The following is a 26,492-nucleotide window of genomic DNA, read 5'->3' on the forward strand; positions in this document are numbered from 1 at the left end:
TCACGGACGGCCGCCCGACCACGGGGCGACGGCGCGTCTCCACGCCACCGGGAAATCTCGTGTGATTTTTGTTCTCCGGACGAAACGTCCCCTCAGATGAGTTTCCAGACGCAGATTCCGGACGACTGGGAGCGCAGGTCCGTCGAGGCGAACGGTATCCAGTTGCACTACTGTCGATCCGGTGGTTCGGGGCCGACGGTCGTCGTCTCTCACGGCTTCACCGACGACGGGTACTGTCGGCTCGATCTCGCCCGCGAACTCGCGACCGACTTCGACGTCGTGCTGTACGACGCTCGCGGCCACGGCCGTTCGGACGCTCCCGACGGGGAATACGGCCCGCCCGAGCGGGCGGGCGACCTGCTCGGGCTGCTCGACGCGCTCGCGCTCGAAGACCCGATCCTGTTCGGCCACTCCATGGGCGCCGACACGGTCACGATGGCCGCGGCCCGCAGTCCGGACCGGCCGCGAGCGGTCGTCCTCGAAGACCCCGTCTGGGTACTCGACGGAGTCAACGACGACCTGATCGAGGGGGACCCGGGCGCCGGGATCGAGGAGCAGATCGCGTGGTGGCGGGACCACAGCGTCGAGGAACTCCTCGAAGCCGACACGATGTTTCGGGACCTCGCAGAGCGCGGACAACCCGACCTCGCGCGTCGAGTGGCCGAAGCCAGACGTCGGCTCCGTCCGGAGGTCGGTCGCGTGTCCGATGCCGAGTTCGTCGACCCCATCGAGACGTACGGCGATATCGAGGCACCGACGCTGATCCTGAAAGCCGACGCCGACGAGGCCGAGCGCGAGCGCGAACGGGAGGTCGCTGCCTCGCTCCCGAACGGACGACTCGTGCACGTCGAGGGCGCCGGACACTGCGTCTTCTGGGACGAACGCGAGCGCGCGACCGAGGAACTCCGGTCGTTTCTCGCGACGGTCTGACGGTGGCCCGACCGCCACCGGACAGCTGAAGTCGGGCAGTCGATCGAACGGCGGGTCGTTATCAACAGCGAGACTGTTCACGAAACGCTAACGGTAGCAGCGGAGGTATCGCAGACGACGGAATGGACCCCACTCTCGCGTCGTACACGACAGGAACGGCAGGTGTCCCGGTAACCGACCTCGTGATCGGGAGCCGATGGCTGGTTCGATGGGACGTGAGCGGTGCACCGCTGGGAGCACTGCTCGTGATCGTGCTCGGTGGCCCACTCCTGCTGTCTGTCAGACAGTTCCGCCGCCGCATCGATCGGGAGGTTCTGGCGACGGTGGTGGTGTGGGGTGTCGGCGGGGCACTCGGCGGCGCTGGGCTGGGGCTGTGGATCGTCGGTGACGGCACCGACCTGCCGGTCGCCGTCGCACGAGCGGCCATCGGGGGCGCGATAGGAGGTGGGTTCGCCGGCGCGAAGATCGGAAGGGCCAGACAGGCCGCGGCACGCACCGAACGCGACCGACGGCGGTGGCGGTCGCTGTTCGCGAGGGCGCCGACGGCGGCCGCAGACCTGTCCGTCCGTGAGAACGCGTTCTCCATCGTCGCGGTCAACGACGAGTTTCGGAGCGCCTTCCCGACCGACGGAGACTACGAGGGACGACGGCTCAGATCCGTCGTCGATCTCGAACGGGTCGACGACGATCTCCACGGCACCGTCGCGACGGGGACTGCGACGACGACCGACTTCTCCGTTCAGTCGTCCGACGACACCCGGTACTACCGTCTCCGACTGATACCGTACCGGCTCGACGATACGCGACGCGCGTTCGCGATCATCACCGACGGGACGAACCTGCGCAAAACCGAGCACGACCTCCAGACCGCCGTCTCCGAGCTATCCGAAAAGAACGACCGACTGGAACAGTTCGCAGGCGTCGTCAGTCACGACCTCCGGAACCCGCTCAACGTCGCGCTCGGGCGTCTCGAGCTCGTGGACGCTCCGGGCGACGAGCAGCATCTGGAGAAGATCGCCACCGCACTCGCCCGGATCGAGGATCTGATCAGCGATCTCCTCGCGCTCGCCCGGGCGGGCAACTCCGTCGGCGACCGCCGCCCGACCGCCCTCGGTTCGACCGCCGATCGGGCGTGGGAGACCGTCGAGCAGCGGAACATGGAACTCTGTGTGGACACCGACGCGGTCGTACTGGCCGACGAAGACCGCCTCCAGCAGCTGTTCGAGAACCTCTTTCGGAACGCTCGCGAACACGCCGGTACCGACGGTACCGTCACCGTCGGCGATATCGACGACGAGGTCGGATTCTTCGTCGCCGACGACGGGCCGGGTATCGCTCCCGACGAACGCGAGACCGTCTTCGAGCCGGGGTACTCGTCGAAATCCACCGGTACCGGTCTCGGCCTCGACATCGTCCGTGCGATCGCTCGTGGCCACGACTGGCGGGTCGACGTGACGGAGTCGTCCGAGGGCGGCGCACGGTTCGAATTCCGGGACGTTCGGCACCCTTGACCGGTCGCCACCGGACAACGAGCGCCGCCGCTGTACGGCGAGAGACTCCCGCCACCGTCGCCGGTCGCCGCGCGAACGGAACGCGATCCAGCTTCGGGTCACAGTGTCCGGTTCGTGACAGCACGATCGAGACGACCGAGACGGGCGAGGAACCCGGTCCCGGACGGGCCGTCGCCAGCTCGCGCGGTGCTCCCGACCCCTGGATCGCCGCGGGCGAGCGCGACGCCGGCTGGGGACAGACTCGTCCCGCTGTCGCCGTGCGGTCCGCAGCTCGGAACCCCCGAGCGGTGGGCCCAGCGACCCGCTCGCGGCCGACTCGACCCACGGCCAGTCGGCCTCCGAGGCGACACACACGGCGGACGGTCGATCTCCCGACCCCCTGTTCGCGGATCTCCCGCCCGCAGGTCCCGAAGCGACCCGGACGGTTCTCGAACGGACCGTCGAGTGACGGGCCACCGGATCGAACGTAACCGATTTGGTTTTTGGGCTACACGTCTCGGACGATGCGACGTTTGCTCCGCGTCTCGCTGACCGCCTACGCTGCAGTGCTCGTCGCGCCGGTTGCGACACTGGCTCCGGCGCCGACCCGACCCGCCTTCGCCGCAGGCGCGGTCCTCGGTGGCGCCCTGGGATTCGGAGCGACCGCGACGCTCGACGGTCCGGACGGAGTGGTGACGCTCCCGCGGGTCGTCGTCGGTTTCGCGCTCCCGCTGGGATGGCTCTGGCCAGCCTGGCACGGCGCCACGTCGATCCCTTCGTTCCTGTTCACGCCCTGGACGGCGGGCGCGCTGGCCGTAGTCCCGTGGGTCGTCGCCGTTCTCGTCGCCTCGGACTGGCAGACCCGCGAGCGGATCGACGCGCTGACCGAGCGGGTCGTCTTCGAGGCTCGCGACCCCCCAAAGACGCGTCGGCAGACGCGGATCGCCGCCGCGGCGGTCCTGGGAATCGGGGTCGTCGTCGCCGTCGTCGTCTTCGCACTCGGGGACGCCAGTGCGTCGATGTACTGGCTCTTCCCGACGCTGCTCCCGGTCTGGATCCCGCTCCTCACCGACTCCGACGGCAATGAAGTCGCCGTCGCAGACGGCGGTCTCCGTGTCGAACGGCAGGTCTACGGCTGGGACACCGTCGACGACTACGAACTGACCGACGACGCGCTGACGCTCACGCGGCCCAAGTGGTACCGCGCCGACCTCTCGTTCGACCGCGAGGATATCGACGACGTAGCCGCCGTGACTGCGGCTCTGGACGACCTGTTGACGCGGAACTGATCCGCCACGCAATCGCGGTCCGCATTCAGGCGTCGGTGACGGCCCCACGGACGACAGTCGTGACGGTGTCGACCAACTCCGAGACGTCCCCGCTCTCGGCGTAGACGCGGACGTACGGCTCGGTCCCGCTCGGGCGGACGAGCGCCCACGAGCCGTCCGGGAGTTCCAGGCGCACGCCGTACTCCGTATCGACGCTCGCGTCGGGCACCTCGCCAGGGAGCCGTTGCTCGACCAGCGCCATCGCGTCGGCCTTCGCCTCGTCCGGGCACTCGACGCTGACCTTCCGGTAGGGCCGTTCGGTCACCGGGTCGCGCAACACGGCGAGACCGGGGCCAGCGACGAGGCGGGCGAGCACCGCCGCGCTCGCGACGCCGTCGATCCAGCCGCCGAAGTCGGTGTGGACGTGTTTCCACGGTTCGGCCGCGAAGACGACCTCGGTGTCCGCGTCGCCGGCCGCGCGGGCGGCGGCGATCCCCTCGTGGAGCGCTCCCAGACGCACGCGCTCGACGCGTCCGCCGCCGGCGCGGACCCGCTCGTCGATGCGGGCGGAGGCGTTGGGCGTCGTGACGACGACCGGGTCGGCGGCGTCGCTCTCGACGGTGTAGTGCTCGGCCAGGACGGCGACGATGGTGTCCTCGTGGACGACCTCACCGCTCGCGTCGACGACGACGATACGGTCGGCGTCGCCGTCGTGGCCGATCCCCAGGTCCGCCTCACCCTCCGCGAGATACGAGCGCAAGTCGCGCAGGCTCTCGGGCGTCGGCTTGCTTTCGCGGCCGGGGAAGTGGCCGTCGACGTTGGCGTGGATCGCCGTCACGTCGGCGCCCAGGTCGCGGAGGACCTGCGGGGTCGCGACGCTCGCCATCCCGTTCCCGCAGTCGACCGCGACGGAGAGCCCGTCGAGCGGTTCGCCGTGGCCGCGAGCGAACTCGGCGACGGCGTCGCGGTACGCGCCGAGCACGTCGGCGCGGTCGCTCGACCCCCACTCGTCCCACGCGACGGGGTCGAGGTCGTCGGCGACCCGGCGCTCGACCCGCGCCTCGGCGTCGTCGCCGTACTCCTCCCCGTCGGCGAAGAGTTTGAGTCCGTTGTCCGTCGGCGGGTTGTGACTGGCCGTGACCATCACGCCGCGGCTCCGCTGGGCGGCGTAGGCCAGCGCCGGCGTCGGCACCTGCCCCACCCTTGTCACGTCGGCCCCGCTGCTGAGGAGTCCGGCTTCGACGGCCGCGACCAGTCCCTCGCCCGTGGTTCGCCCGTCGCGGCCGACGACGAACGAGTCGCCGTCCGCACCGGCGGCGCGCCCGACCGCGCGCGCCAACGCCGGCGTCACCCGAGACTGCACGTCGCCGCGGATGCCCGCGGTCCCGAACAGATCCATACCGGGCTCACGAGCGGGCGCCCATTAACCGTAGCGGCACGCGGTCGGGCGGCGGCGAGCGCGGTCGAGCCGTCGCCGCGGCCCAGTCGCTGGCCGTCCACGAAAGAGCGAGAGAAGGGGGCGGCGTTACTCGACGCCGTCGAAGTCCGGGTAGTCTTCGATGTCGACGCCCTCGTCGGTGACCTCGGCGACGTAGACGCCGTTGCCGGAGCCGGTGTCGCGCTCGGCGGCGGCGCGGACGCCGGCGACGGCGGCGCTGCGGGCCTCGTCCATGCTCATGCCGTCCTCGTAGCGGTCCTCCAGGGTACCGTAGGCGACGGTGAGCCCGGAGCCGGTGACGGTGTAGTCGTCTTCCATGACGCCGCCGGCGGGGTCGATGGAGTAGACGTGACTCCCTTCCTCGTCGATGCCGCCGAGGATGGGGTTGATGGCAAAGAACGGACCGCCGCGAGCGAAGTTACCGGCGAGCGTCGAGAGGGCGGTCATGCTCATGTCCTCGCCCTTGCGGGCCTCGTAGAGGTCGACCTCCGCGCGCAGCGAGCGGATGAACGACTGGGCACCACCCACGGAACCGACGAGCGTCAGCGCGGCCGTCGGGTGGATCTGCTCGACCTTCTGGACGCGCTTGTTCGAGACGAACCGCCCGCCCAGGGAGGCGCGCATGTCCGTCGCGACGACGACGCCTTCGTCGGCGGTGATGCCGATGGTCGTCGTCCCGGTCTCGGCGACCTTGCTCTGGTCGCCCTGCGGGGACTCGTCGGGGAACGAACCGATCTCCGGCTCCGTCGGGTCGGGAATCCCGGCGTCGCGGCGCTGCAGATCGTTCGAGAACTCCGGGCCTGCGGATGGGTCGCGCATGATAAGCTGGTATCAGTCCTGTGCTGATAAAACCACCTTTTCGATCCCCCGTCCGGCCCGGACGCGACCCACCGTGGTCACTGGACGGTGGCGGCCTCGGCGACCCGACGGCCGGGCAAAAAGCGTTATCGCGCGGTGTCCGTCTCCACTTCCTCGTAGGTCTCGTTGACGCGGCTGACGGCCCGGTGGACCGGCAGGGAGATCCCCGCCTTCCGCATCACGAGTGCCAGCGGCAGCAGCAGGATGCCGGCGAACAGAGTCAACTGGTACAGTGCGAATACGATTGCACGGTTCAGGGTGGTACGCATCGTGGTATGATCTCTTCTCCACCGGTTAGAGTATATAAACCTTCTCCCCCGACGTCGGGTATTCGATAATGGATCGTGAGGGTATACCCCGTCGCGGTCTTGCGATTAAACTCAGATTGTCTCTGGGACAAACCGATCGGTACTCCCTCACGTTTTCGGGTAAGGGGCCGCTTGGTGAGTGCGGGAATCCTCATAAGTTATGGCCACCTTCGCGGTTACGTGCGCGGGGCGCCGAGCGGGCCGGGCGACCGGATTCGCGGGTCACGAGGGCTGGTCGCTGGGATGGGGCAGGACGTGTGGTCACCGGTGCCCGCGGCGTCGCGACGGGATCAAAAACAGGATTACGGAGAAAGGCGGAGTAGCGTGTATGAACTACATCGTAGTGATGGAAGCTGCCTGGTTGGTTCACGACGTGGACAACATCGACGACGCCATCGGCGTCGCCATCAGCGAGGCGGGCAAACGGCTCAACCAGAAGGACATGGACTACGTCGAGGTGGGCGTGGGATCGACGAACTGTCCGGCCTGCGCCGAGCCGTTCGACTCGGCGTACATCGCCGCCGACACCGCACTGGTGGGCCTGGTGCTGGAGATGGAAGTGTTCAACGCCGAGAGCGAGGAACACGCCCAGCGCATCGCCAAGAGCGACGTCGGCGGCGCCCTGCGCGACGTGCCCCTCGACGTCATCGAGACCATCGAGACCGAGAGCGACGAGGAGAACTGACCTCGTCGGGGCCGGCGACCGCCGGCCGCCGCTCGGCGCGCCCCAGTCGACCTCTTCTCACCGCGCAGCCAGTCGCGTCCCCGTCTCGGCGCTGACCAGCAAGTCCGCCACTCGGTCGGCGGCGTCGGTCACTTCCGGCTCGCTCTTCAACAGCACCGTCTCGCTCGGGAACAAGTGGTCGCCCACTTCGAGGCCGTGTTCGCGCGCGGTCCCGCCGGAGACGGTCAGGTAGACGCCGATGCCCGTGTCCCCGATCGCGGCTTCCTCTTCGTCGTGGTCGGTCGTCGGATAGGTGAACTCGACGCCCTCGATCGCGGCAGTGCCGAGGACGCCCTCGACGAGGCGCTCGTAGCGCGGCGAGATGCAGAAGTCGCCCTCGTAGGCGTCGACGAGTTCCCGCGTCGGCTCGGCGTCGTACTCGGCGGCGAGTTCGGGCGTGACCAGCAGCGAGTGCCAGACGGTGTCGCCGAGCCCCGCGACCAGACGCACGTCGGTGTCTCGCGGGTCGACGCGCTCGTTGACGTCGCCGAGTTCGGTCAGCGGTTCCTCGCGGAGTTCGACCACCTCTTCGAGGAAGAGATCGGCGCTGTCGAACCCGAGCGGCATCTCGTGTTTCCGGAGCGCGCGGAACGGCTCCTCGCGACCGACGAGTCGCAACTGCAGGTCCTCGTCGACGGGGACGATCACGCTGTCGAAGACGATCCGGCGGGGCATCCCCGAGCGGTCGTCGCGGACGAGCGTGTACTCCGGTGCCGTCGGGTCGTCGCCGTCGCTGTAGGCGGCGAGCCGTTCGTACACGTCGCCGGTCGCCGACTGGTCGCCCTTGGTGACAGCCTTCTCGTAGCGCAGGGTCGAGATCACGTCGTCGGCCAGGCCGGCGACGCCCGTTTCCTCGGCGAGCCTGTCGAGGACCGCTTCGAGCGGGCGTCCCTTCCGCGGCACCGCGACGCTGACGGTCGTCATTGCCAAGGGGCACGCAAGCGGCGCGTAAAACGAGTCCGATCTCCGTGGCGTTCGCCGGCACGGGACCGTCCATCCCGACGAGTCCCCGGCCGGCGGTCTGGCGGCTCAGTTCCCGCCGATGACCGAGGAGAGCTGCTCGCGCCACTCCTTGAGCTCCTCGATCTCCTCGTCGATATCTTCGATGTCCGCGCGCACGTCCTCGACGTCGATGTCGCCGACCTGCGATTCGAGCTCGTCGAGGTCGCTCTCGACCTCGTCGACGGATCCTTCGACGGAGTCGACCTCGTCCTGCACCGAGTCCACGTCGCTCTGGACTGCTTCGACGTCCTCGAGGACCTCGTCCATGTCGGACTGGAGCGCGTCCATCGACGATTCGACGGAGGCGACGGTCTCCTCGACTTCGGAGATCGACTGTTCGTGACCCGAGGCCATCTCGCGGACCTGCTCCAGTTCGGACTCGAAGGACTCGACCTGCTCGCGGAACTCTTCGATCATCTCGTCGCCCGTCCCGTTCTCGTCGAGGAACTCCTCCAGCGCACCCGTGTACGCGAGCAGGTCCGACACCTCGGTCTGGAGGTGCTGGATGCGCGCGTCGACGCTCCCATTGTCGTCCTCGGCCAGGTCGAACGCCTTGCGCAGCAGCTTCACGTCCTCGGCGTCGACGTTCTGGTTGCGGATCTCGGCGGCCAGCGCACCGACCAGCGAGTCCACGTCGGCGTCCTCGACGGCGACCGTCCCCCCCGAAGAGTCGCCGGAGGAGTCGCCGTCGCCGCCACCGCTACCGTTGGATCCGGCGTCCGCGGGCTCGTTCGGGTCCTTGAGGTTCAGCGTCTCCACGTCTTCGTCGCTCCCGTCGGGGTCCTCGTCGTCTTCGAGCCCCGGCACGTCGCCGTCGCCGGAGATCACGTCGCGTACCACGTCGCTACTACCCTCGTCGACGACGGAACCGTCCCCGTCCTCCAGCGGCGGGTCGACCGTCTCGATGGTCGGCGTCGTGAGGAACTGTTCGACGTTGTCGGTCCCGGTCGCCCGGATCCCGTAGACGGTCGTGTACTCCGCACCCGCCTCCAGTTCACGTTCGAAGGTGATCTGCTCCTCGTCGATGGTCCAGTACTCCGAGCCGTACTCCGGGTGAAAGCCCAGGTCCTCGACGGCCACGTCCTCGGGTACCCGGTCGACCAGCGTCACCGTCACCGTCTCCGAGCGCGCCGACTGGATCTCGAAGGCGATCGCCGGCACCGGAAACTCGTCCTCCTCGAACCGCTTGTCCACCGCCACCCCGTCCGACGAGACCGACACTTTTTCGTACTGCTGTGAGTCGCTCATGTGTTCCCTCTCGTTTTGGGACCAACTTAATGATACTTATTGTCCGGAATATTTCATCTCGGGCCAGCGGGAGGTACGCGCGGAATTTCGGGTGTTCGGCGATCGAACTCGGCGATCGAACGGCCGACGGTGGCGACGGCCCCGAGACGCTCGTCACTCGCGGTGGTCCACGTTCGACGGGGATCGACCGGCCGCCTCAGAGGTCGAATCGGTCGCCGATCTCGACGATCCGGAGGTTCTCGGGGTACTCGAAGCTGGCGGCGTGGTTGTGCAGCACCGTCGGCTCGGTCGTCATGCCCTTCCACATGTCCCAGTGGCTCGGCACCAGCGTGTCGAGCTGGAGCTCGTTGGCAGCTTCGATAATCATGTTCTCGTCGCTGTACCACCGGGTGCGCACGTCCTCGCCGGTCTCCTTGTCCGGGATGTTGCCGACGGCACCGAACGCCAGCACGCCGACGTCGATGTCGTACTCCTCGCCGACCGCCTCGAACTCGCCGGGCCGGGCGTCGCCACCGTGGAAGAACGTGCCGGCCTCGTGTTCGAAGACCAGCGAGACCGGGTGGACGGCGTCGGGGTCGTTGGCGGGCTCGACGTGGACGGTCAGCTCGCCGAGCTCGACCGTGTCGCCCTCCTCGATTTCGTGGAGCTGGTCGTCGTTCACGTCCCAGTTGCCGGTCCAGTCCTCCTCTTCGATCACGTCGTGGCCCGCGTCGGCCGTGTAGTAGTCGGCGCCGGTGTTTTCGAGGATCGGCGCCTGGCTCGGGCCGTGGACGTGGTCGACGTGTTCGTGGGTGCCGAACATCGCGTCGGCCTCGGACACGTCCTCGGGGTCGAACGGCACGGGGATCATCCGCAGCGTCCGCGGCGGGTCCCCGAGGCCGAGATAGGGGTCGACGTACACCGTCGTGTCGTCGCTCGCCTTGAGGATGAAGCCGTTACAACCGAGATACCAGATCGCGAGGGTGTCCGGCGACGCCGATTCCACTGCACGGGGGAGCCAGTCGCCCCAGTCGCTGCTGCCAACAGTCATGACTCACCCTGCACGTACCAGCGGCTAAGGTATTGCGTTTTCGCGCACGGGAGACGGGCGGCCGACCGCGCCGCGACCGACGGTCAATCCTCGCAGCAGCCGCCGGCCTTGCCGCCGAAGTCGACCGTCAGCGGCTCGGAGATGATCTCGTTGAGCTCCTGCAGGCGCAGTTCGAGTTCGCTCTGCAGTTCGAGGTACTCCGACATCTTCGGGTGGTCGTGCAGGTCCTCCTGGGCGTCCTGCAGCGTCCGGAGGCCCTCTTGCGTGGCCTCGTTGGTCTGGCGGGCGAGCATGAACTCCTCGCGGATCTGCTCGAACTCGCGGATCTGCTCCTGGAGGTCCTCGTCGGCCTCGACCTCGGCCTTGGCCTCGCGGTAGCGCTCGTAGATCGGCATGTCCGCGATCCGATCGCCGAGTTCGCGCGCGAGCGCGTCGACCTCCTCGCCGCCCTCCGCGTTCGCCGCGTCGGTCTCGATGCTCATTCTACTTCCAGTTGGGACTTCGCGGCTTTCAAACTGCCGACTCCGGGTTCCGGTCGGCACCGCGACCGCCCTCACGGACCCGTGAGGTCGTCGGCGTCGAGCGGCCGGAACCCGAGTCGGCGGCGGACGCGGTCGCGGAACGCCGCCCCCGTGGCGACCGGATACGCCACCGCGAGCGCGCCGGCGCGCGCCAGGACCGTCGAGGGAAGCGTCACGTCCATCGACTGCAACAGCGCGAGTCCGACCAGCCCCGCGGCGCCGCTGGCGACGTACAGCGCGACGACGAAGACGGCCAGCCGCCGGTACGACCAGTCGCCGGCGACGAACGGGTAGCTCCCGCCGACGGCGACGACGACCGCCGCGGTCTGGGGCGGCTGCGCGAACAGCGTGGCGTCGGCGACGAGCGCGTAGCCGACGGTGAACGCGGGGACGACCGCGAGGTAGAGCCCGAGCGTCGCGAGGCCGAAATCGACCGTCGCGGACGCCCACGAGCGGAGAGACATACCCGGTCCTCGGGCCGCCGGCGTCATAGCTCCGACGGACGCGCCGCGACGCTGCCAGTCGTGCCGGCCGACGGGGGCAGTCACCCCGGCAGCGGCCCGTCCAGCGCGATCACCGCTCCCGTGAACGCGATCCAGAACGTCACGAACGCGAGGACGAACGGGTTTAGCCCGTCGCGGTCGGCTCGCTCGGAGCCGCCTCTCGGACGACCGTGCCAGGTGTCGGGCTCCCACGCCGGGATCGAGAAGTAACGCGTCCGGGTCGCCAGCCGGGTAACGGCGGCGGCACAGCCGACCGCGACCCCGAACGCGAGGAGCCAGACGACGCCGTCACGGAAGAGCGCGAGGACCGAGCGTTCCATCGACCGAACCTACGCGCGGGCACGAAATAAGCAAGACGGTCGACAGGACCGACGGGGCGGCCACCGCGAGAGCGCGAGCGACGGGTCGCAACTCACCCACGCGGAGCACGACCGGAGACGGTCGCACGCTCCCCGAGCCCTTTTCCGACGGGGGCCCGAAGCGGGGGTATGGTCTCAGAACTCGTCGTCGGCGGGCTGCTCGCGACGCTCGTGTTCGGCTTCCTCCGATTCCAGGACCGGATCGTCTCGGCGCTGACTCGCGCCCGCGGCGGCGACGAGCGCGTCGTTATCGAGGACCCCTAGACCGGGGGCCGGATTCTCGCGACCGCACGACGGCTGATCACTGGTCCGCACTCGCCGGTGGGACCGTGGGCTTCGTCGCCGATGCGGCGTCGGACCGCGGAGGTTTTACCGCCACGGCCGATACGACTGCCCAATGAGCCAGGATTCGCGCGGCGAGGCCGACGACCCGGCCCGTACCGAGGGCGACCTCACAAAGACGGGGATGTCGCTACGCCACGACCGCGAGTGGGACTACGAACTCGACCGCATCGTCGACGCCGTTTCAGAACGCGACGCCGAGACCGTCGGCCTGCAGTTCCCCGAAGGACTCAAACGCCGCGGCCCGCGCGTCGCCGACGACCTCCGATCAGAGCTGCCCGACGACGTGAGCGTCATGATCTCCGGCCAGCCCTGCTACGGCGCCTGCGACCTGGATACCTACCTCATGCGCCGCACCGACGTGTTCGTCCACTTCGGCCACTCCCCGATGAAGGAGTCGGACAAGATCATCTACGTCCCGCTGTTCTCGAACGTCGACGTCTTCCCGATCATGGAGCGGGCCGTCGACGAGGAGCTCGCCGCCGCCGACGAGGACGCCGACGTGGGCCTCGTGACGACCGCCCAGCACATGAACAAGTTCGACGAGATGCGCTCGTGGCTCGAAGAGCGCGGCTACACCGTCCACACCAGGAAAGGCGACGAGCGGCTCACCCACGAGGGGCAGGTGCTGGGCTGTAACTACGCCAGCGCGGACGTCGACGCCGACCAGATGCTGTACGTCGGCGGCGGGAAGTTCCATCCGCTCGGGCTCGCGATGGAGCACCCCGACAAGAACGTCGTCATCGCCGACCCCGTCAACAACGCCGTCTCGGTCGCCGACACGGAGAAGTTCATGAAACAGCGCTACGGCGCGGTTCACCGCGCGATGGACGCCGAGGAGTGGGGCGTCATCTTCTGCACGAAGATCGGTCAGGGCCGCTGGGACCAGGCACAGGAGATCGTCGAGAACAACGAGAACGCCTACCTCATCACGATGGACGAGGTCACGCCCGACCGGCTGACCAACTTCGGGATGGACGCCTACGTCAACACGGGCTGTCCGCGCATCACCACCGACGACGGCCCGCAGTTCAAACAGCCGATGCTCACGCCCCAGGAGTACCGGATCGCCGTCGGCGAGGAACCGCTCGAGGACCTCGCGTTCGACACCTTCCACGGCACCTGGTAGCTCGCGGTGCGGCCGCGCGGTGGCCGAGACCGCGCCCGACCGTCGAGACGGCGATCGCGATTGGGTCGCATTCCGTTCTCATACCTGGTAATCGGACGGCTAGTTCCTTGTGGCCGGACGTGGACGAGCGGGTATGGGTGAGCAGGTGTTCGACGACGCGCTCTATCGGGACGTGTTCGAGGCGGCTCCGGGCCCGATATTTCTGCACGACGTCGACACGGGCGAGATCCTCGACGCGAACGAGGCGGCGGCCGCCCTGGTCGGGGCCGACCGGGAGGCGGTGGTCGGCGCGGAGATCGGGACGTTCAGTCCCGACAGCTACACGAACGAGGAAGCCGCACGCCTCGTCGAGAGCGCCCGTCGAACCGGCCAGGAGTCGATCTCGTGGACGCTCGACGACGGGAGCGGCGGGACCCGCTCGGTCGACGTGTTGTTGGAGCGAGTGACGCTCGACGGAGCGGAGTACGTGCTCGCCTTCGTCCGTGACGTGACCGAACACCGCGCGATCCAGGAGCGCTATCGGACGGAACGGGACATGCTCGACCGGCTGCTCGACGTCAGTCCGGTCGGGATCGTCATCCACGGCGCCGAGGGTACCATCCTGAAGACGAACGAGCAGGCCGAGGCGATCCTCGGCGTCGACCGCGGGGAACTCGTCGGCGGGCCCGCGAACCCCGAGGAGATCGAGATCCTCTCGGTCGATGGCGACCCCCTCGAGACCTCTCGCGTGCCGTTTCGGTCCGTCGCCGACGGCGGCGAGCGTATCGAGGGGCGCGAACTCACGGTCGAGCGCCCGGACGGCGAACGAGTCGTCGTCTCCGTCAGCGGCTCCCCGCTGTTCGACGAGGACGGCGACCTGAAGCGCGTCGTCGTCAGTATCGCGGATATCACCGAACGACGCGAGCGCGAGCGCGAGCGGAAACAGCGCAACGAACAGCTGCGGACGCTGATCTCGAACCTGCCAGTCGTCGTGTTCACGCTGGACTCCGAGGGGGTCTTCCAGCATTCGGCGGGCAAGGGTCTGGACGCCCTCGGGCTCGAACCCGGCGAACTCGAGGGAAAATCGGTGTTCGACGCCTACGCCGACCAACCCGATATCGTCGGCTCGGCCGAGCGTGCGCTCGCCGGCGAGGAAGTACGGGCGACGCAGACTATCGGCGACCTCACTTTCGAGACCTGGTACCGACCGGTTCGCGACGACGACGGGGAGATCGAACTCGTCGTGGGCGTCGGCCGCGACGTGTCGGCACTCAAAGACCGTGAGAATCGGATGCAGGACCTGGCCCAGGCGTCCCAGGAGCTCCCGCACGCCCGGACAGAGCGAGAAGCGGCGAGCGTCGTCGTGGACATCGCCGACGCTATCGTCGGCTACCCGGTCACCGTCTACTGGTCCCACGACGCCGAGGACGACCGGCTCGAACCGCTGGTCGCCTCCGACCGCGCGCTGGAACTCGTCGAGGCGTCCGAGGCCACCGGGATCCCCGATATCGGCCACGATTCCGACGAGATGGGCCGGTTCGAGGCGGGCGACCTCGCGATCGTCGAAAACTACAACGACCTGGCGAACCCCGCGGCGCCGGAGGCCGACTTCGGCACCGTCGTTCTGGTCCCCATCGGTGATCACGGGCTGTTGAGCGTCGGCGCGCTCGAAGAGACCGTCTTCGACGAGTACGACAGGAATCTCACGGAGATCCTGGCGCGGTCGGCCGTCGACGCGCTCGACAGGATCGAACGTGAGCGCGAGCTTGAAGCCAGCAAGCGCGAGCTCGAACGCTCGAACGAGAGCCTCCAGCAGTTCGCCTACGTCGCCTCACACGATTTGCAGGAACCCCTGCGGATGGTGTCGAGCTACGTCTCGCTGCTGGAGGCGGAGTACGGCGAGCACTTCGACGAAGAGGCAGAGGAGTACATGGACTTCGCCGTCGACGGCGCGACGCGAATGCAGGAGATGATCGACGCGCTCCTGCAGTACTCACGGGTCCACACCCAGGGCGAGGAGTTCGTCGAGGTCGACACCGAGGCGGTGGTGGCGGAGACGCGCAAGAGCCTCGAACTGCTGGTCGACGACCACTCGGCGACCGTCGAGGTCGGCGAGCTGCCGCCGGTGCGGGCCGACCGGAGCCAGCTGGGACAGATATTCCAGAACCTCCTCAAGAACGCGGTCCAGCACGGCGGGGCCGAGCCGACCGTCGCGGTCGACGGGGCCCGCGAGGACGACCGGGTGCGCTTCGCGGTGTCCGACGACGGCGAGGGGATCCCCGAGTCCCAGCACGAGCGCATCTTCGAGATCTTCAAACAGAGCAGCGACAGGGACGACAGCACCGGGATCGGGCTGGCGATGTGCGAGCGCATCGCCCACCGTCACGACGGGGAGATCTGGGTCGAATCGGCGCCGGGCGAGGGCGCGACGTTTCACTTCACGATGCCGGCGGTCGGCGAGGAGAACGCCGACGACGACGTATCACGAGTCACCACGACCGGCGGAGCAAACCAATGAGCGACCAACAGGGACAGCCGGTCGAGATCCTCCTCGCGGAGGACAACCCCGGCGACGCCAAACTCACGCGCAAAGCACTCGAACAGGGCAACGTGATCAACAACCTCCACGTCGTCACCGACGGCGTCGAGGCCGTCGAGTATCTCCGACAGGAAGGCGAGCACGCCGAGAAGCCGCGGCCGGACCTGATACTACTCGACCTGAACATGCCCCGTAAAGACGGCCGGGAGGTCCTCGCCGAGATCAAAGACGACGAGGACCTCAGACGGATCCCGGTGGTCGTGATGACGAGTTCCGAGGCCGAAGAGGACATCGTCCAGTCCTACGACCTCCACGCCAACGCCTACCTGACGAAGCCCATCGACTTCGACGGGTTCATCGACGTGGTCCAGCGCATCGAGGACTTCTGGTTGACCGTCGTCAAGATGCCGCCCGAGTGAGATGGCCGGAGCAGTCGACACCCTCCTGATCGAGGACAACCCGGGCGACGCGAAGCTGGTCGAACACTACCTCGACAACCCATCGGTCGCCGCGTTCTTCGACGAGATCAGCCTGACGCACGTCGAGACGCTGACCGACGGGCGAGACCGCCTCCGGTCGGCCCAGTACGACGTGGTCCTGCTCGACCTGGGCCTGCCCGAGTCCGACGGTATCGAGACGCTCCACGCGGTGACCGACATGGACCCCGAGGTGCCGATAATCGTGCTGACGGGCCTGGAGAAGACCGAGATCGCCGTCGAAGCGATCCAGTCGGGCGCGCAGGACTACCTCGAGAAAGGCGACATCGACGCCGACAGACTGGTCCGGTCGCTGCGCTACGCCATCGAGCGTCACGAACACGAGCGGGCGCTCGCCCGGCGCAACGAGCAACTGGACTTTTTCAACAGCCTGCTCCGGCACGACCTGATGAACGCGCTGAACGTCATGATGGCGCGGGCAGACATGCTCGAATCGGAGGTCGACGACCCCGAACTGACCGACTACGCGCACAGTATCGGCGAGTGGGGTCGCAACATCGTCGATCTCACCGACAAGATCCGGTCGATCCTCGACACCGTGACCGACGACGGCGACGACTCGCTGGAACCGACCTCGATCTCGCGGGTGGTCGACGAGGAGGTGGCCCGCGTCAGCTCGCTCAGCGACCGCGTCGATATCGTCGTGGACGTGCCTAACGCTGAGGTGCTGGCGAACGACCTGCTGTCGGACGTGGTCGGGAATCTCCTCACCAACGCCGTCGAGCACACCGACGGTCGGACGACCGTCAGGGTCGACGGCGAAGTCACGGGGCCCCACGCCACGCTGACCGTCGCCGACGACGGCACCGGCGTGCCCGAACCGCGCCGCGACGACCTCTTCGAACGCGGCCAGAAAGGGACCGCCTCCTCGGGGACCGGCTTCGGCCTCTTTTTCGTCTCCTCGATGGTCGAGTCCTACGGCGGGTCCGTCTGCGCCGAGGAGAGCGAGCGCGGCGGCGCCGCCTTCGTTCTCGAACTGCCGCGGGCCTGACGCCGCCGCGAGTGCGACTCGACCGGATATTACTTTCGGGCATTCACAAACGTTTTTGCATACGCCCGAGAAATTTAGGAGGGATGACCGACACGGCGCGGCGCGCGGACGATCGGGAGCATCGCGAGGTGAGAGCGTGAGTACGAAGACCCGTCTCGCACAGCAGCTCGGGGTCGTCGCGGGCTTCGAGGACCCGCGGGTGGACCTGGAGCAGTACCGGACGCCGCCGGAGATCGCGGCGCACCTGATCCACACCGCGGACCTGCAAGGCGACATCGAGGACCGGACGGTCGTGGACCTGGGCACCGGGACGGGGATGCTGGCGCTCGGTGCCGTGTTGCGCGGGCCGAACCGTGTCGTCGGCGTCGACCTGGACCCCGGGCCGCTGGCGACCGCGCGGGCCAACGAACGGCGCGTCGCGGCCGCCGCGGACGTCGAGTGGGTGCGGGCCGACGCGACCGCGCTCCCGCTCGCCCCGGACGGACCGACGACCGTGGTCATGAACCCGCCGTTCGGCGCCCAGTCGGGCAACGAACACGCCGACCGGGGCTTCCTCGCGACGGCCGCCGCGGTCGGCGACGTGTCCTATTCCGTCCACAACGCCGGCAGCGAGGCGTTCGTCGAGTCGTTCGCCGCCGACAACGGCGGCCGCGTCACCCACGCCTTCGCCGCGGAACTCGACTTGCCCCACCAGTTCGACTTCCACGAGGACGAATCGCGGACGGTCGACGTCGAGGTCTTCCGGATCGCGTGGGACGCCGAAGACGCCCACGACGTTGAGGCCGACACGGAGTGACCACGGAGGCGTCGCAGCCGCCGCCGTTCAGCCCCGTTGTGCCTGCGGGACGGACTTGCTCGCGACCTGCACTCTCGTCCGGTTGCTCGTGGCGATCAGGTCGCGACCGGTCCGGTTCAGCGTCAGCCCGCCGACGGTCGTCGCGTTGGAGCGCGCGGGCAGCGGTGCCCGACCGAGGACCGACCCGTTCGTCGAGACGACCGCCTCGAACCCGCCGTCGACGGGCGCGATCGAGACGTTGCGGCCGTCGATGGTCGGTCGGGCGCGCCGCGCGTCGCTCACGTAGGCGAGCCGCGCCCGTTCGCCGGCCTCGCGGAGCGACACCTTGTACACCGAGCCGTTCCCGACCAGTGACCACCCCTCGCGGTCGGCGTACACCGTCTCGCGCCAGCCCAGTCCGCCGACGCGGACGCGCCCCCAGCCTCGGAACGCCAGTCGACTCTTCGAGACCGCTTCGAGCCAGATCCGCCGGTCCTCGCTGAAGACGACCACGCCGCTGGAGCGGATCGTCGCCGCGTCGCCGTAGAGGTACTCGTTGACCAGCGAGACGTACTGGTTGGGCTCGTCCTCGACGTACGTGACCGTGTAGTCGCGGACCTCCACGGTCGCCGTGTCGGCCGGCAACTCCCCGGAGACGGTCGAGAAGCCGAACGGCACCGCGAACGACGAGAGCACGACCAGCGCGACCGCGAGGACGGCGACCGACCCGTCGGGCCCGGGCACGCGGAGCGACCGCCCGTCCAGTTTCGGGACGAGCGACCGGTCCGACGACGAGACGGCGACCGCGATGAGCGCCGCGGCGAGGAAGATCGTACCGACGCCGATCGCGCGAAAGAGGGCGTAGCTGTTGGCCCCCAGCGGCGCGTAGATCGCCCACAGCGACTGTCGGATACCGAGCACCAGCGCCGCGAACCACAGGTACAGCGGGTTCGGATACTCCTCGCGGACGGCGAGGACGGCGATCCCGACGAGCACGCCGGCGAGGATCCCGATCGCGTGACCCTGGATAGCGATGTCGGCCCACCACGGGGAGGTAAATCCCGGACCGGGCTCACGGGTGATGTAGGGGTTGCGCAGGCTCCGGTAGACCAGGTCGACGACCCGTTCCGAGACCAGCACGAGCACCGCCAGCATCGGCCGGGTCACCATCGCGAAGCCGACGTAGGCGTAGACGACGCCCGAGAAGCCGATGACCGGCCCCATCGAGAAGGCGCCGGTGAACACGCCGATCGCGACGGATCCGGCGGGGACGGCGAGCAGGCGGACGAACGGGTTCGTGCGCAGCGAGGCGAACGACTCCGACCCGCGGTCGGTAGGGTAGTGGCTGAGGTAGTACTCGACGACCGGGGCGAACACGACCGTGGCCAACAAGTTCCCGGTGATGTGGCCGACGCCGTTGTGGGCGAAGCCGGCGACGAGCACACCGAGCGGGTAGAAGTACGACCACGACCGGAACGGGATCACCAGCGGACTGTTGGGCCGTGCCCACCCGCCCTGGACGACCCAGTAGACGAGCAGGACGCCGAAGACGGTCAGCAGCGTCCCCCAGGGCACCCCGAGGACGAACCGGGCGCGCAGGCGGTCGCCCCAGCGCTCGCCGGGGACGAGCCGGCGGAGGACGGCGAAGGAGGTCGCCACGGCGACGACGAGGAAGAGCTGTTGCCAGGGGGCGAGCGCGCGGACGACCTCCACGACTCCGGCGACCGTCGCGGGCGACGACTGCGACATGACCGCCACAAAGGGGGCCGGTTAGTTATCCTTGGTGGCGAGGCGGTCCCGTCGGGCGGTCACGCGGACCGAAGCCCGCACCCGGTCGTGTCGCGGGCCCGCTGCCATCCACGAACGGGCTGCTCGCGGAGGGGGCGAGCCGCAGGATTTTCGGAGGTCGATGCCGATGTGTCGGGTGATGGGAGTTCGGCCACCGTCGAACGACGTGGACGAGGAACCGGACGTCGTCGAGTTCGGGATCGCGGCACTCGACGCGCGACTGGCCGACGCGGACGCGAGGTTCCCCGCGACAGCGGCGGAGCTACGCGAGTACTTCGGCGACGCGACCGTCCCGTACGACGCCGCCGGCAACGAGATGCCCGTCGCCGAAGCGCTGGCCGAGACGGACCGGGAGTCGTTCGACTCCGAAGACGACCTGCTCAACGCCTTACACCCCGTCTTCGAGCGCAAGCGCCAGGCCGCGTCGACGAGCATCTTCAAACAACTGCGCGGGCTCGTCCCCTTCTGAGGCGGGCCGTCCGCTGCGGTCTGTTCCGCCCGCGTTCACCCTCGGCGCTCGGGAGCCGACGCCTCCTGCCCGGCCGGGGATTCCTGGGGACGGTCACCCGTGGCCCCGTCGGCACCGTTCGCGCTCTCGGCTGCGTTGGCGCTCTCGGACCCGTCGACGCGGGCCCTGGCACGGGCGTCGTCAGCGGTCAGCCGCTCGGTGAGGTCTTCGAGCTGGCGAGTCTGCTCGCGGTTGACCGTGACGATCATGTCCGAGAGCACGCCGAACATCAGCAGCTGTACGCCGAAGATGATCGCCAGGCCGCCGAGGAAGGCGATCACCTCGTGGGAGGTGTTGGCCGTGATCCACTCGACGGCGACGTACGTGCCGAGGACGAGGCCGACGACCAGGCTGACGGTGCCGACGCTCCCGAAGTAAAATAGGGGGTTGTTCGTCTTCGCCATCTTGTACAGCGTCAGGATGATGTCGGCGCCGTCGCGGAACGGTCGGAGGTTCGTCTCCGAGTCGTCCGGACGAGCGAGATAACGGATCGGAACGACCTCCGTCCGGACGTTGTGTTTGACGCACTCGACGGCCATCTCCGTCTCGACGCCGAAGTAGTCCTCGGTCAGCGAGATGCGACTGATGCTCTCGCGAGTCAGCGCTCGGTAGCCGCTGAGGATGTCCTGGTAATCCCGGCCGTGGATGATCGAGAACGCCCGGTTGATGACGCCGTTGCCGAACTCGTTGAGTCGGGTCATCGCACCCTCCTCCATGTCGGCGAAGCGGTCACCGATGACGTGGTCTGCCCGCCCCTCGAAGATCGGTTCGAGCATCGCCGCGGCGTCCTCGGCGCGATACGTCTGGTCGCCGTCGAGCATGAGGACGACCGGCGCGTCGGTCCGCTCGAAGCCTTCCTGCAGCGCCTGGCCTTTCCCCTTCGAACCGCGTTGCTGGACGACGCGCGCACCTTTCTCCTCGGCGATCGACTGCGTGCCGTCGGTCGACCCCCCGTCGATTACGAGAATGTCGTCGAACCCCTCGGCTGCGAACGACTCGACGACCGGCCCGATCGTCTCGGACTCGTTCAGCGTGGGAACCAGCACGCAGACGTCGTCGTACTCCATCGTCCCCGCTTTGACGCTGCGGGAGAAAAAGGTTCCCCGTTGGGCTCGCCGGGACCGCGGGACGATCCCGTCACCACGACAGGGCGGTCGGTTCGAGCCGACCGGCGCCCCCGGGGACGGCCAGCCGCCGGACGGTCAGTCGTCGGCCCGCTCCTCGCTGAGGTGCTCCCAGATCTCGGTGCAGCCACAGCCGTCGGCCACGTCGTCGAGGTGGGCGTCAGCGCGGGCAGCCCCGTCGGCCGGTTCCTCTTCGGCCCGGTCGCCGTCCGTCACATCGGCCGCGTCGCCGTCCGCGTTGTCGAGTTCGACCATAGTTACTCAGCTTGTGAGTAACTCACGACAGCGACAGGTAAGTACCTTTCGGGGCCGTTTTAAGCCCGCGCGGCGAACGAGGGGGTGAATGAGTGGCGACGGGAGCGCGGTCTTCGATCGACTGGGGCTGACCGAGTACGAGGAGACGGCGTTGCGGGAGTTGCTCTCGCTCGGGAAGACGACGGCGCCGAACCTCGCGGAGGCGACCGATATCCCGAAGGCCCGCATCTACGGCGTCCTCGAGTCGCTGTCGGACCGGGGGTTCGTCGAGGTCATCCCCGGACGTCCCAAGGAGTACCAGCCCAAACCCCCCGAGGCGATCCTCGACCGCGCCGTCGAGAACCACCGTCAGGACTACGAGACCTTCGCCGCCGCGATCGACGACCTGCGCGAGGAGTTCCTCGCCGAGTTTCGGCCCCGGTACGAGCGGGCGAGCGAGGACGTGACTCCCACAGAAGAGCTGTTCCACGTCGTCGACGTGGGCGAACCCAGCGAGCGCGAGACGCGCCGGCTCTACCACGAGGCGGTCGACGAGGTACACGTCGTCACCAAGAGCTTCGAATACTTCGATTCGGTCGAGCCCGCGTTCGCCGACGCCCTGGACCGGGGCGTCGACATCTCCGTCCTGCTGCTCGTCCCCGAGTTCCTCTCGACGGACCCGCGCGACGAGCCCGCCATCCAGCGGGCGATCGTCGAGCGGATCCGCGAGGACTACCCTTCGGTCGAGATCCGCTTTTCCACCGGGAAGCTCCCCTTCCGCGGCCACGTCGCGGATCCGAGCCCCGACTACGAGACCGGTTCGGCGATCCTCCTCGTCGAGGAGGAAGACGTGCCCAACCACATGCGCCAGGCCGCCATCACCGACAACGGCGCGTTCGTCGCCGGGCTAAAGCGGTACTTCGACCTCATCTGGGAGCACGAGAGCGTCGCGACCTACCCCGAGGAGTGAGCCGGGCCGCCCGCGTGCAACTCGCTTGAGGCGGTCGGCAGGTACCACGACGGCCCGCCAGGCCACCCCGTCACCCCGGCGACCGGCCCACGAGCGAGGCGGCCTTTGTCCGAATACGCTCGGAGACGACGAACAGTGCGGCCGTGTAGACGACACTCGCGCTCACGACGAGCGCGAGCGTAGCGACTGGCCCGCCGGGAGCGTACTTCAGAACCGCTGCGAGGTACCCGACCATCACGAGCGTGGCGAGTGACTGCGCTCCGAAGGCGCGCCAGGGGACCGCCGGTCGACCGATCAGGCGCGCCAGCGAGGCGTAGCCCAGCACGAGTAGGCCGACGCCCGCTAGCAGCGTCGCGACTGCCGCACCCATCCAGCCGAACTGCCAGACGAGGATGACGTTGAGCACGACGTTCACCCCGATGAACAGGCCGCTGATGCGGAACGCGACGTCCGGGCGGTCGATGGCGTTGATCGCGGAGATAAATTGCTCGCCGAACGCCGCGAACAGCCGCGCGAGGATCAACAGCAGGAGGATCTGCGCCCCTTGGCGGAATTCGGTGCTGTAGACGGCGAGCACCCGCGGTCCGACCATCGCCGCCCCCGCGAGGCCCGGGATCGAGAACACCGCCGCGAAGACGAGCCCCTCGTTGAGGTAGTGGTGGATCTGCTCGTAGTCGTCCTCAACACTGAGCTCGCTGAACTCCGGGAACAGTGTCTGCTCGATGGAGTTGCTGACCAGGATGAGCGTCGACGCCAGCGTCCAGGCGACCTCGTAGATGCCGATCAGCGACGACGAGACGAAAAATCCCAGGACGATGGTGTCGGTCCAGCCGAACGTCCGGCCCTTGAGCTTGCCCATCCAGGAGTAGCGGACGAACTCGCCGAGGTGACGGACGTGGTGAGCGTCGGGCATCCGCGGCCACGAACGGGCGACGAACAGCCCGACGAGCGAGCCGACGAACAGCGAGAGCGCGTGCCCGAGCACCAGTCCCGTGACGACGAACCCCAGCAGGAGCAGGGCGACCTGCGTGACGGTGCGGAAGATGCGTTCGAACCCCTGGACCGACCCGGAGCGCGCGACCTGCTTCTCGCCCTTGAGGACGCCCTTGACGAGCCGGAACGTGCCAGCCGCGGCCAGCAGGAGCGCGAACTCGACGGCGACGGGGGCCCCGACGTAGCGGTCAAGGTGTGGGCCGACCAGCAGCGTCACCGCGACCAGGCCGGCGATGGCGCCGCCCATGAGGACAACCCCGGCCCCGAAGTACTGCTCGGGCGCGCGCCCCTCGCTCATCCGCTTGGTCACCGCCGCCCCGATGGCCGCCGCGGGGATAATTACCATGAACAGCACCGCGACGGCCTTCGAGTACCGGCCCAGCGGCGCCGAACCGAGGACCGAGGCGATGGCGTAGGTGGCGAAGAACCCGGACAGCGAGACGACTGCCTGCGAGGCGAAGTGCAGGGCGGCTTCCTTCCCGAGCTTCGGGGCCATTCGGCGTAGGGTTGCTCGGGGGTATTTGTGTATTCTTCTATTCGCTGGAGCCGGCGCCCGTCCCGCGGGCGGGGAGCGCCGTGCGACACCGAAGGGGGTCGCTTATTACAGCCCACGACGCATGGACGGTCAAATGTATTCGCTCGATCAGGTGCGCAAGGGGCTGACCGACCCCGGGATGGCACTTCAGGAGCTGAACCGCTGGTACTACGCCGCCCGCAACGACGGCGGGTACCACGACCGGGGGGTCGACATCTTCGGCGCCGACTGGGACAACCTTGTCATCCTTGACGCCTGTCGCTACGACGAGTTCGCCGCCCGTGCGGACCTGCCGGGCACGCTCGAAAAGCGCCGCTCGCGAGCGAGTATGACTCACGAGTGGGTCCGAGCCAACTTTGAGGGCAAACAGCTCCACGACGTGGTTTACGTCTCCGCGAGCGGCCGGTTTCTCCACGCACAGCAGGATCTTAACGCCGAGGTCCACGAGTTCGTCAGCCTGATCGACCAGAGCGAGGCCTACGGCGAGGCGAAGGTCTGCCCCCCCGACGTCGTCACCGATCGCGCTCTCGAAGCCGCCCACGAGCACCCTGACAAACGGCTCATCGTTCACTACCTCCAGCCCCACATGCCGTATCTCGGCCCCTCCGGCGAGACCTTCGAGTACCACTCGTCACTCGACGAATCGGTCAGGCGCAGTAGCGTCAGCGACGAGGCGCTCCGGCGGGCCTACCGGGAGAATCTGGACATGGTGCTCGACGACGTGTCTAAACTATTCGAGCAGTTACAGGGCAAGACGGCCGTCACGTCTGACCATGGGGAGCTGCTCGGCGAACGCGAGCGACCGCTCCCGGTCAAACGTTACGGCCATCCCTCGGGCATCTATGTCCCCGAACTGGTCGAGGTGCCCTGGCATATCTACACGAACGGTGGCCGCAAGGAGGTTGTAGCCGAGCCGCCCGAGGCGGAACTGGAGTACGACGAGGAGGCGATCAAGGACCATCTCAAGGACATCGGCTACGCCGTTTAGACGTAGCCCAAGTCCTCTAGCTGGCGCTCCATCGCGTCGGTAAACTCCCCCTCTACTCCCTCGGTCACGGGCTTCGCGGTCGTGTCGAGCCACTCCTCGGCGACCGCCGCCAGGTCCCCGTCGACCTCAGGGTAGTCCTCGGCCATGTCGGTCTCCTCGTCGGGTAGCTCGAACAGCTCCGATTTCCTCTCGCTGGTCAGGTGTTTAAATTCCTGCGTTCGCACCGCCGTGAGCATCGTCTCGTGGTACCGCTCGGTGTCGAAGTCGGGGTTGTGTCCGAGGTATGGCTCGAACTGGCCGGCCTCGCGCTGGGAGAAGGCGTGGTCGCGCTCGCCGCTCCGCAGGTCGATCCCGTCGGTAGAGACGGTGTCGGCGTCAGCGATCTCCAGCAGCGTCCGCATCACGTCGATGTGCTGGATGAGATCGTCGGACTCGACGGTCGTGTCAAGCCCGTGGGTGATCATCGGGACGTTGACCAGCCCGTCGTGGAGCGCGAGGTTATGCCCCAGCAGTCCCAGTTCGCCGAACAGCTCGCCGTGGTCGGCGGTCACGACGAATATCGTCTCACCGATGTCGAGCGACCGGACGAACTCGAACAGCCGCCCGATCATCTCGTCCGTGTAGGCGATCTCGGCGTCGTACATCGCTTTCAGGACCGCGAGATCCTCGCCGGTGAAGTCACCGAAAGCGATCCTCTCTTTCTGCGAGTAGTGCAGCTCCATCGCCCGCTCGCTAGCCTCGGCTGGCGAGACGTCCAGATCGTCGGTGTATCGGTCGAGATACGGCAGCGGCGGGTAGTACGGTCGATGGGGCTCGTTGTAGTGGAGATAAAAGAACGAGGGGTCGGAGCGGTCCGCGGCCGATTGGAGCCACCGCTTGGCCACCTCGTTCATCAGGAACGGTGTGGCGTGTTTCGCGGTGTTGGTCGTCAACCCCGCCGAGTGGCGCCGCAGGTTGAAGAAATACTTCAGCAGCGTTCGTGGCCCGGCCCGGTGGATCGTCGAGGCGGCGAGCCACTGGAACTGGTCGAACCCGCGGTCGAGGTCGGTCGCGGAGCTGACGAAGGAGTTCCGGGAGAGACAGGCCGTGTGATAGCCGGCGTCGGAGAGCAGTTCGGCGACCGTGGGTATCGAGCCGGGCACCGTCTCGCCCGTGATCCCGACGGTATTGTGCGATGGCGGCGTGCAGGTGAGGATCGCACCGCTGGCCGGCAGCGTCGACTTCGAGTGGCCGATGCAGTTGCGGTAGGCCTGTCCGTCGGGTTCGTCGGCGATCCGCTGGATCCGCGGCGTCGTGTCGCGGCTGTAGCCCGCCATTGACGTGTGGTCTTGCCGGACGCTGTCCAGCGTCACCCAGACGATGTTCGGGCGATTCACACCCGAGCCCACTCCGCGGAGAATGGTATAGTTGTTGCTTCGCCG

General features: G+C 68.1%; 27 protein-coding genes. 13 read left to right on the top strand and 14 right to left on the bottom strand.

The annotated features are described in order from the left end of the window. Positions 1-96 precede the first annotated feature (96 nt). The 3 genes from I7X12_RS18365 to I7X12_RS18375 all read left to right on the top strand — a co-directional run bounded on the left by I7X12_RS18365 (position 97) and on the right by I7X12_RS18375 (position 3,709). On the top strand, positions 97-930 hold the full coding sequence (locus tag I7X12_RS18365) for an alpha/beta fold hydrolase (protein ID WP_198061464.1): 834 nt from the start codon (positions 97-99) through the stop codon (positions 928-930). 122 nt (positions 931-1,052) lie between these two features. Further along, positions 1,053-2,441: a sensor histidine kinase gene (locus tag I7X12_RS18370; RefSeq protein WP_198061465.1), complete on the top strand. Its 1,389-nt coding sequence runs from the start codon at positions 1,053-1,055 to the stop codon at positions 2,439-2,441. A 503-nt stretch (positions 2,442-2,944) separates the two neighbouring features. Beyond that, complete coding sequence (locus tag I7X12_RS18375; protein ID WP_198061466.1) at positions 2,945-3,709, top strand: DUF5673 domain-containing protein; 765 nt, start codon at positions 2,945-2,947, stop codon at positions 3,707-3,709. Positions 3,710-3,734: 25 nt separating this feature from the next. On the opposite strand, the gene I7X12_RS18380 is transcribed toward I7X12_RS18375, so the two are convergent. The 3 genes from I7X12_RS18380 to I7X12_RS18390 form a co-directional block, all read right to left on the bottom strand. Beyond that, positions 3,735-5,087 (bottom strand): phosphohexomutase domain-containing protein, encoded by a 1,353-nt coding sequence (locus I7X12_RS18380; RefSeq protein WP_198061467.1) that lies wholly within the window; start codon positions 5,085-5,087, stop codon positions 3,735-3,737. Positions 5,088-5,213: 126 nt separating this feature from the next. Beyond that, positions 5,214-5,945 carry an archaeal proteasome endopeptidase complex subunit beta gene (psmB, locus tag I7X12_RS18385; protein ID WP_198061468.1) on the bottom strand — a complete coding sequence of 244 codons (732 nt, stop codon included), beginning with the start codon at positions 5,943-5,945 and terminating at the stop codon, positions 5,214-5,216. A gap of 125 nt (positions 5,946-6,070) precedes the next feature. After that, positions 6,071-6,253: a hypothetical protein gene (locus I7X12_RS18390; protein ID WP_198061469.1), complete on the bottom strand. Its 183-nt coding sequence runs from the start codon at positions 6,251-6,253 to the stop codon at positions 6,071-6,073. A 367-nt stretch (positions 6,254-6,620) separates the two neighbouring features. Here I7X12_RS18390 and I7X12_RS18395 point away from each other — a divergent pair, with 367 nt between their 5' ends. After that, the gene (locus I7X12_RS18395) at positions 6,621-6,977 is read left to right on the top strand and encodes a DUF555 domain-containing protein (RefSeq protein WP_198061470.1); all 357 of its coding nucleotides are present in this window, start codon (positions 6,621-6,623) and stop codon (positions 6,975-6,977) included. Between the two features lie 57 nt (positions 6,978-7,034). Here the strand turns inward: I7X12_RS18395 and I7X12_RS18400 are convergent, their stop codons facing one another. From I7X12_RS18400 to I7X12_RS18425, 6 genes are all read right to left on the bottom strand, one after another. Beyond that, entirely contained in the window at positions 7,035-7,940 is a 906-nt protein-coding gene (locus I7X12_RS18400; protein ID WP_198061471.1) for a hypothetical protein, read from the bottom strand. Between the two features lie 105 nt (positions 7,941-8,045). Beyond that, a complete protein-coding gene (locus tag I7X12_RS18405) occupies positions 8,046-9,266 on the bottom strand; it encodes a hypothetical protein (RefSeq protein ID WP_198061472.1) in 1,221 nt (406 codons plus the stop codon). Positions 9,267-9,462: 196 nt separating this feature from the next. Continuing rightward, positions 9,463-10,296: an MBL fold metallo-hydrolase gene (locus I7X12_RS18410; protein WP_198061473.1), complete on the bottom strand. Its 834-nt coding sequence runs from the start codon at positions 10,294-10,296 to the stop codon at positions 9,463-9,465. Positions 10,297-10,379: 83 nt separating this feature from the next. Continuing rightward, positions 10,380-10,778: a YlbF family regulator gene (locus tag I7X12_RS18415; RefSeq protein ID WP_198061474.1), complete on the bottom strand. Its 399-nt coding sequence runs from the start codon at positions 10,776-10,778 to the stop codon at positions 10,380-10,382. 71 nt (positions 10,779-10,849) lie between these two features. Next, a complete protein-coding gene (locus I7X12_RS18420; RefSeq protein ID WP_198061475.1) occupies positions 10,850-11,281 on the bottom strand; it encodes a hypothetical protein in 432 nt (143 codons plus the stop codon). An 80-nt stretch (positions 11,282-11,361) separates the two neighbouring features. Next, entirely contained in the window at positions 11,362-11,640 is a 279-nt protein-coding gene (locus tag I7X12_RS18425) for a hypothetical protein (protein ID WP_198061476.1), read from the bottom strand. Between the two features lie 168 nt (positions 11,641-11,808). On the opposite strand from I7X12_RS18425, the gene I7X12_RS20745 reads away from it, so the two are divergent. From I7X12_RS20745 to I7X12_RS18450, 6 genes are all read left to right on the top strand, one after another. Continuing rightward, entirely contained in the window at positions 11,809-11,943 is a 135-nt protein-coding gene (locus I7X12_RS20745; protein ID WP_269750335.1) for a hypothetical protein, read from the top strand. 133 nt (positions 11,944-12,076) lie between these two features. Further along, positions 12,077-13,150: a diphthamide biosynthesis enzyme Dph2 gene (gene dph2 / locus I7X12_RS18430; RefSeq protein ID WP_198061477.1), complete on the top strand. Its 1,074-nt coding sequence runs from the start codon at positions 12,077-12,079 to the stop codon at positions 13,148-13,150. A gap of 133 nt (positions 13,151-13,283) precedes the next feature. Next, a complete protein-coding gene (locus I7X12_RS18435; RefSeq protein ID WP_198061478.1) occupies positions 13,284-15,647 on the top strand; it encodes a PAS domain S-box protein in 2,364 nt (787 codons plus the stop codon). Further along, positions 15,644-16,087 (top strand): response regulator, encoded by a 444-nt coding sequence (locus I7X12_RS18440; protein ID WP_198061479.1) that lies wholly within the window; start codon positions 15,644-15,646, stop codon positions 16,085-16,087. The genes I7X12_RS18435 and I7X12_RS18440 overlap by 4 nt, the downstream gene beginning before the upstream one ends. A gap of 1 nt (position 16,088) precedes the next feature. Then, a complete protein-coding gene (locus I7X12_RS18445) occupies positions 16,089-17,156 on the top strand; it encodes a hybrid sensor histidine kinase/response regulator (protein WP_198061480.1) in 1,068 nt (355 codons plus the stop codon). 136 nt (positions 17,157-17,292) lie between these two features. Continuing rightward, on the top strand, positions 17,293-17,952 hold the full coding sequence (locus tag I7X12_RS18450; protein ID WP_198061481.1) for an METTL5 family protein: 660 nt from the start codon (positions 17,293-17,295) through the stop codon (positions 17,950-17,952). Positions 17,953-17,979: 27 nt separating this feature from the next. On the opposite strand, the gene I7X12_RS18455 is transcribed toward I7X12_RS18450, so the two are convergent. Continuing rightward, positions 17,980-19,680: a rhomboid family intramembrane serine protease gene (locus tag I7X12_RS18455; protein ID WP_198061482.1), complete on the bottom strand. Its 1,701-nt coding sequence runs from the start codon at positions 19,678-19,680 to the stop codon at positions 17,980-17,982. 178 nt (positions 19,681-19,858) lie between these two features. On the opposite strand from I7X12_RS18455, the gene I7X12_RS18460 reads away from it, so the two are divergent. Next, on the top strand, positions 19,859-20,188 hold the full coding sequence (locus I7X12_RS18460) for a DUF5789 family protein (RefSeq protein WP_198061483.1): 330 nt from the start codon (positions 19,859-19,861) through the stop codon (positions 20,186-20,188). A 35-nt stretch (positions 20,189-20,223) separates the two neighbouring features. Here I7X12_RS18460 and aglJ read toward each other — a convergent pair whose 3' ends face one another. Further along, positions 20,224-21,294: an S-layer glycoprotein N-glycosyltransferase AglJ gene (gene aglJ, locus I7X12_RS18465; RefSeq protein WP_198061484.1), complete on the bottom strand. Its 1,071-nt coding sequence runs from the start codon at positions 21,292-21,294 to the stop codon at positions 20,224-20,226. 135 nt (positions 21,295-21,429) lie between these two features. Further along, positions 21,430-21,606, bottom strand: coding sequence for a hypothetical protein (locus tag I7X12_RS18470; RefSeq protein ID WP_198063947.1), 177 nt, complete (start codon positions 21,604-21,606; stop codon positions 21,430-21,432). Positions 21,607-21,694: 88 nt separating this feature from the next. Here I7X12_RS18470 and I7X12_RS18475 point away from each other — a divergent pair, with 88 nt between their 5' ends. Continuing rightward, entirely contained in the window at positions 21,695-22,555 is an 861-nt protein-coding gene (locus I7X12_RS18475) for a TrmB family transcriptional regulator (protein ID WP_198061485.1), read from the top strand. Between the two features lie 70 nt (positions 22,556-22,625). Here I7X12_RS18475 and I7X12_RS18480 read toward each other — a convergent pair whose 3' ends face one another. Beyond that, complete coding sequence (locus tag I7X12_RS18480; protein ID WP_198061486.1) at positions 22,626-24,044, bottom strand: lipopolysaccharide biosynthesis protein; 1,419 nt, start codon at positions 24,042-24,044, stop codon at positions 22,626-22,628. A 133-nt stretch (positions 24,045-24,177) separates the two neighbouring features. Here I7X12_RS18480 and I7X12_RS18485 point away from each other — a divergent pair, with 133 nt between their 5' ends. Next, positions 24,178-25,071: an alkaline phosphatase family protein gene (locus tag I7X12_RS18485; RefSeq protein ID WP_198061487.1), complete on the top strand. Its 894-nt coding sequence runs from the start codon at positions 24,178-24,180 to the stop codon at positions 25,069-25,071. Here the strand turns inward: I7X12_RS18485 and I7X12_RS18490 are convergent. After that, the gene (locus I7X12_RS18490; RefSeq protein WP_198061488.1) at positions 25,068-26,447 is read right to left on the bottom strand and encodes a sulfatase; all 1,380 of its coding nucleotides are present in this window, start codon (positions 26,445-26,447) and stop codon (positions 25,068-25,070) included. The genes I7X12_RS18485 and I7X12_RS18490 overlap by 4 nt on opposite strands. Between the last annotated feature and the right edge of the window lie 45 nt (positions 26,448-26,492).

Origin of the sequence: Halosimplex litoreum (assembly GCF_016065055.1) — an archaeon.
Taxonomy (GTDB): domain Archaea; phylum Halobacteriota; class Halobacteria; order Halobacteriales; family Haloarculaceae; genus Halosimplex; species Halosimplex litoreum.

What these genes read in the sequence shown, in the direction of transcription:
- I7X12_RS18365 (WP_198061464.1), top strand. Translation starts at nt 97, where the DNA reads ATGAGTTTCCAGACGCAGATTCCGGACGACTGGGAGCGCAGGTCCGTC.
- I7X12_RS18370 (WP_198061465.1), top strand. Translation starts at nt 1,053, where the DNA reads ATGGACCCCACTCTCGCGTCGTACACGACAGGAACGGCAGGTGTCCCG.
- I7X12_RS18375 (WP_198061466.1), top strand. Translation starts at nt 2,945, where the DNA reads ATGCGACGTTTGCTCCGCGTCTCGCTGACCGCCTACGCTGCAGTGCTC.
- I7X12_RS18380 (WP_198061467.1), bottom strand. Translation starts at nt 5,087, where the DNA reads ATGGATCTGTTCGGGACCGCGGGCATCCGCGGCGACGTGCAGTCTCGG.
- psmB (WP_198061468.1), bottom strand. Translation starts at nt 5,945, where the DNA reads ATGCGCGACCCATCCGCAGGCCCGGAGTTCTCGAACGATCTGCAGCGC.
- I7X12_RS18390 (WP_198061469.1), bottom strand. Translation starts at nt 6,253, where the DNA reads ATGCGTACCACCCTGAACCGTGCAATCGTATTCGCACTGTACCAGTTG.
- I7X12_RS18395 (WP_198061470.1), top strand. Translation starts at nt 6,621, where the DNA reads ATGAACTACATCGTAGTGATGGAAGCTGCCTGGTTGGTTCACGACGTG.
- I7X12_RS18400 (WP_198061471.1), bottom strand. Translation starts at nt 7,940, where the DNA reads ATGACGACCGTCAGCGTCGCGGTGCCGCGGAAGGGACGCCCGCTCGAA.
- I7X12_RS18405 (WP_198061472.1), bottom strand. Translation starts at nt 9,266, where the DNA reads ATGAGCGACTCACAGCAGTACGAAAAAGTGTCGGTCTCGTCGGACGGG.
- I7X12_RS18410 (WP_198061473.1), bottom strand. Translation starts at nt 10,296, where the DNA reads ATGACTGTTGGCAGCAGCGACTGGGGCGACTGGCTCCCCCGTGCAGTG.
- I7X12_RS18415 (WP_198061474.1), bottom strand. Translation starts at nt 10,778, where the DNA reads ATGAGCATCGAGACCGACGCGGCGAACGCGGAGGGCGGCGAGGAGGTC.
- I7X12_RS18420 (WP_198061475.1), bottom strand. Translation starts at nt 11,281, where the DNA reads ATGTCTCTCCGCTCGTGGGCGTCCGCGACGGTCGATTTCGGCCTCGCG.
- I7X12_RS18425 (WP_198061476.1), bottom strand. Translation starts at nt 11,640, where the DNA reads ATGGAACGCTCGGTCCTCGCGCTCTTCCGTGACGGCGTCGTCTGGCTC.
- I7X12_RS20745 (WP_269750335.1), top strand. Translation starts at nt 11,809, where the DNA reads ATGGTCTCAGAACTCGTCGTCGGCGGGCTGCTCGCGACGCTCGTGTTC.
- dph2 (WP_198061477.1), top strand. Translation starts at nt 12,077, where the DNA reads ATGAGCCAGGATTCGCGCGGCGAGGCCGACGACCCGGCCCGTACCGAG.
- I7X12_RS18435 (WP_198061478.1), top strand. Translation starts at nt 13,284, where the DNA reads ATGGGTGAGCAGGTGTTCGACGACGCGCTCTATCGGGACGTGTTCGAG.
- I7X12_RS18440 (WP_198061479.1), top strand. Translation starts at nt 15,644, where the DNA reads ATGAGCGACCAACAGGGACAGCCGGTCGAGATCCTCCTCGCGGAGGAC.
- I7X12_RS18445 (WP_198061480.1), top strand. Translation starts at nt 16,089, where the DNA reads ATGGCCGGAGCAGTCGACACCCTCCTGATCGAGGACAACCCGGGCGAC.
- I7X12_RS18455 (WP_198061482.1), bottom strand. Translation starts at nt 19,680, where the DNA reads ATGTCGCAGTCGTCGCCCGCGACGGTCGCCGGAGTCGTGGAGGTCGTC.
- I7X12_RS18460 (WP_198061483.1), top strand. Translation starts at nt 19,859, where the DNA reads ATGGGAGTTCGGCCACCGTCGAACGACGTGGACGAGGAACCGGACGTC.
- aglJ (WP_198061484.1), bottom strand. Translation starts at nt 21,294, where the DNA reads ATGGAGTACGACGACGTCTGCGTGCTGGTTCCCACGCTGAACGAGTCC.
- I7X12_RS18470 (WP_198063947.1), bottom strand. Translation starts at nt 21,606, where the DNA reads ATGGTCGAACTCGACAACGCGGACGGCGACGCGGCCGATGTGACGGAC.
- I7X12_RS18475 (WP_198061485.1), top strand. Translation starts at nt 21,695, where the DNA reads ATGAGTGGCGACGGGAGCGCGGTCTTCGATCGACTGGGGCTGACCGAG.
- I7X12_RS18480 (WP_198061486.1), bottom strand. Translation starts at nt 24,044, where the DNA reads ATGGCCCCGAAGCTCGGGAAGGAAGCCGCCCTGCACTTCGCCTCGCAG.
- I7X12_RS18485 (WP_198061487.1), top strand. Translation starts at nt 24,178, where the DNA reads ATGTATTCGCTCGATCAGGTGCGCAAGGGGCTGACCGACCCCGGGATG.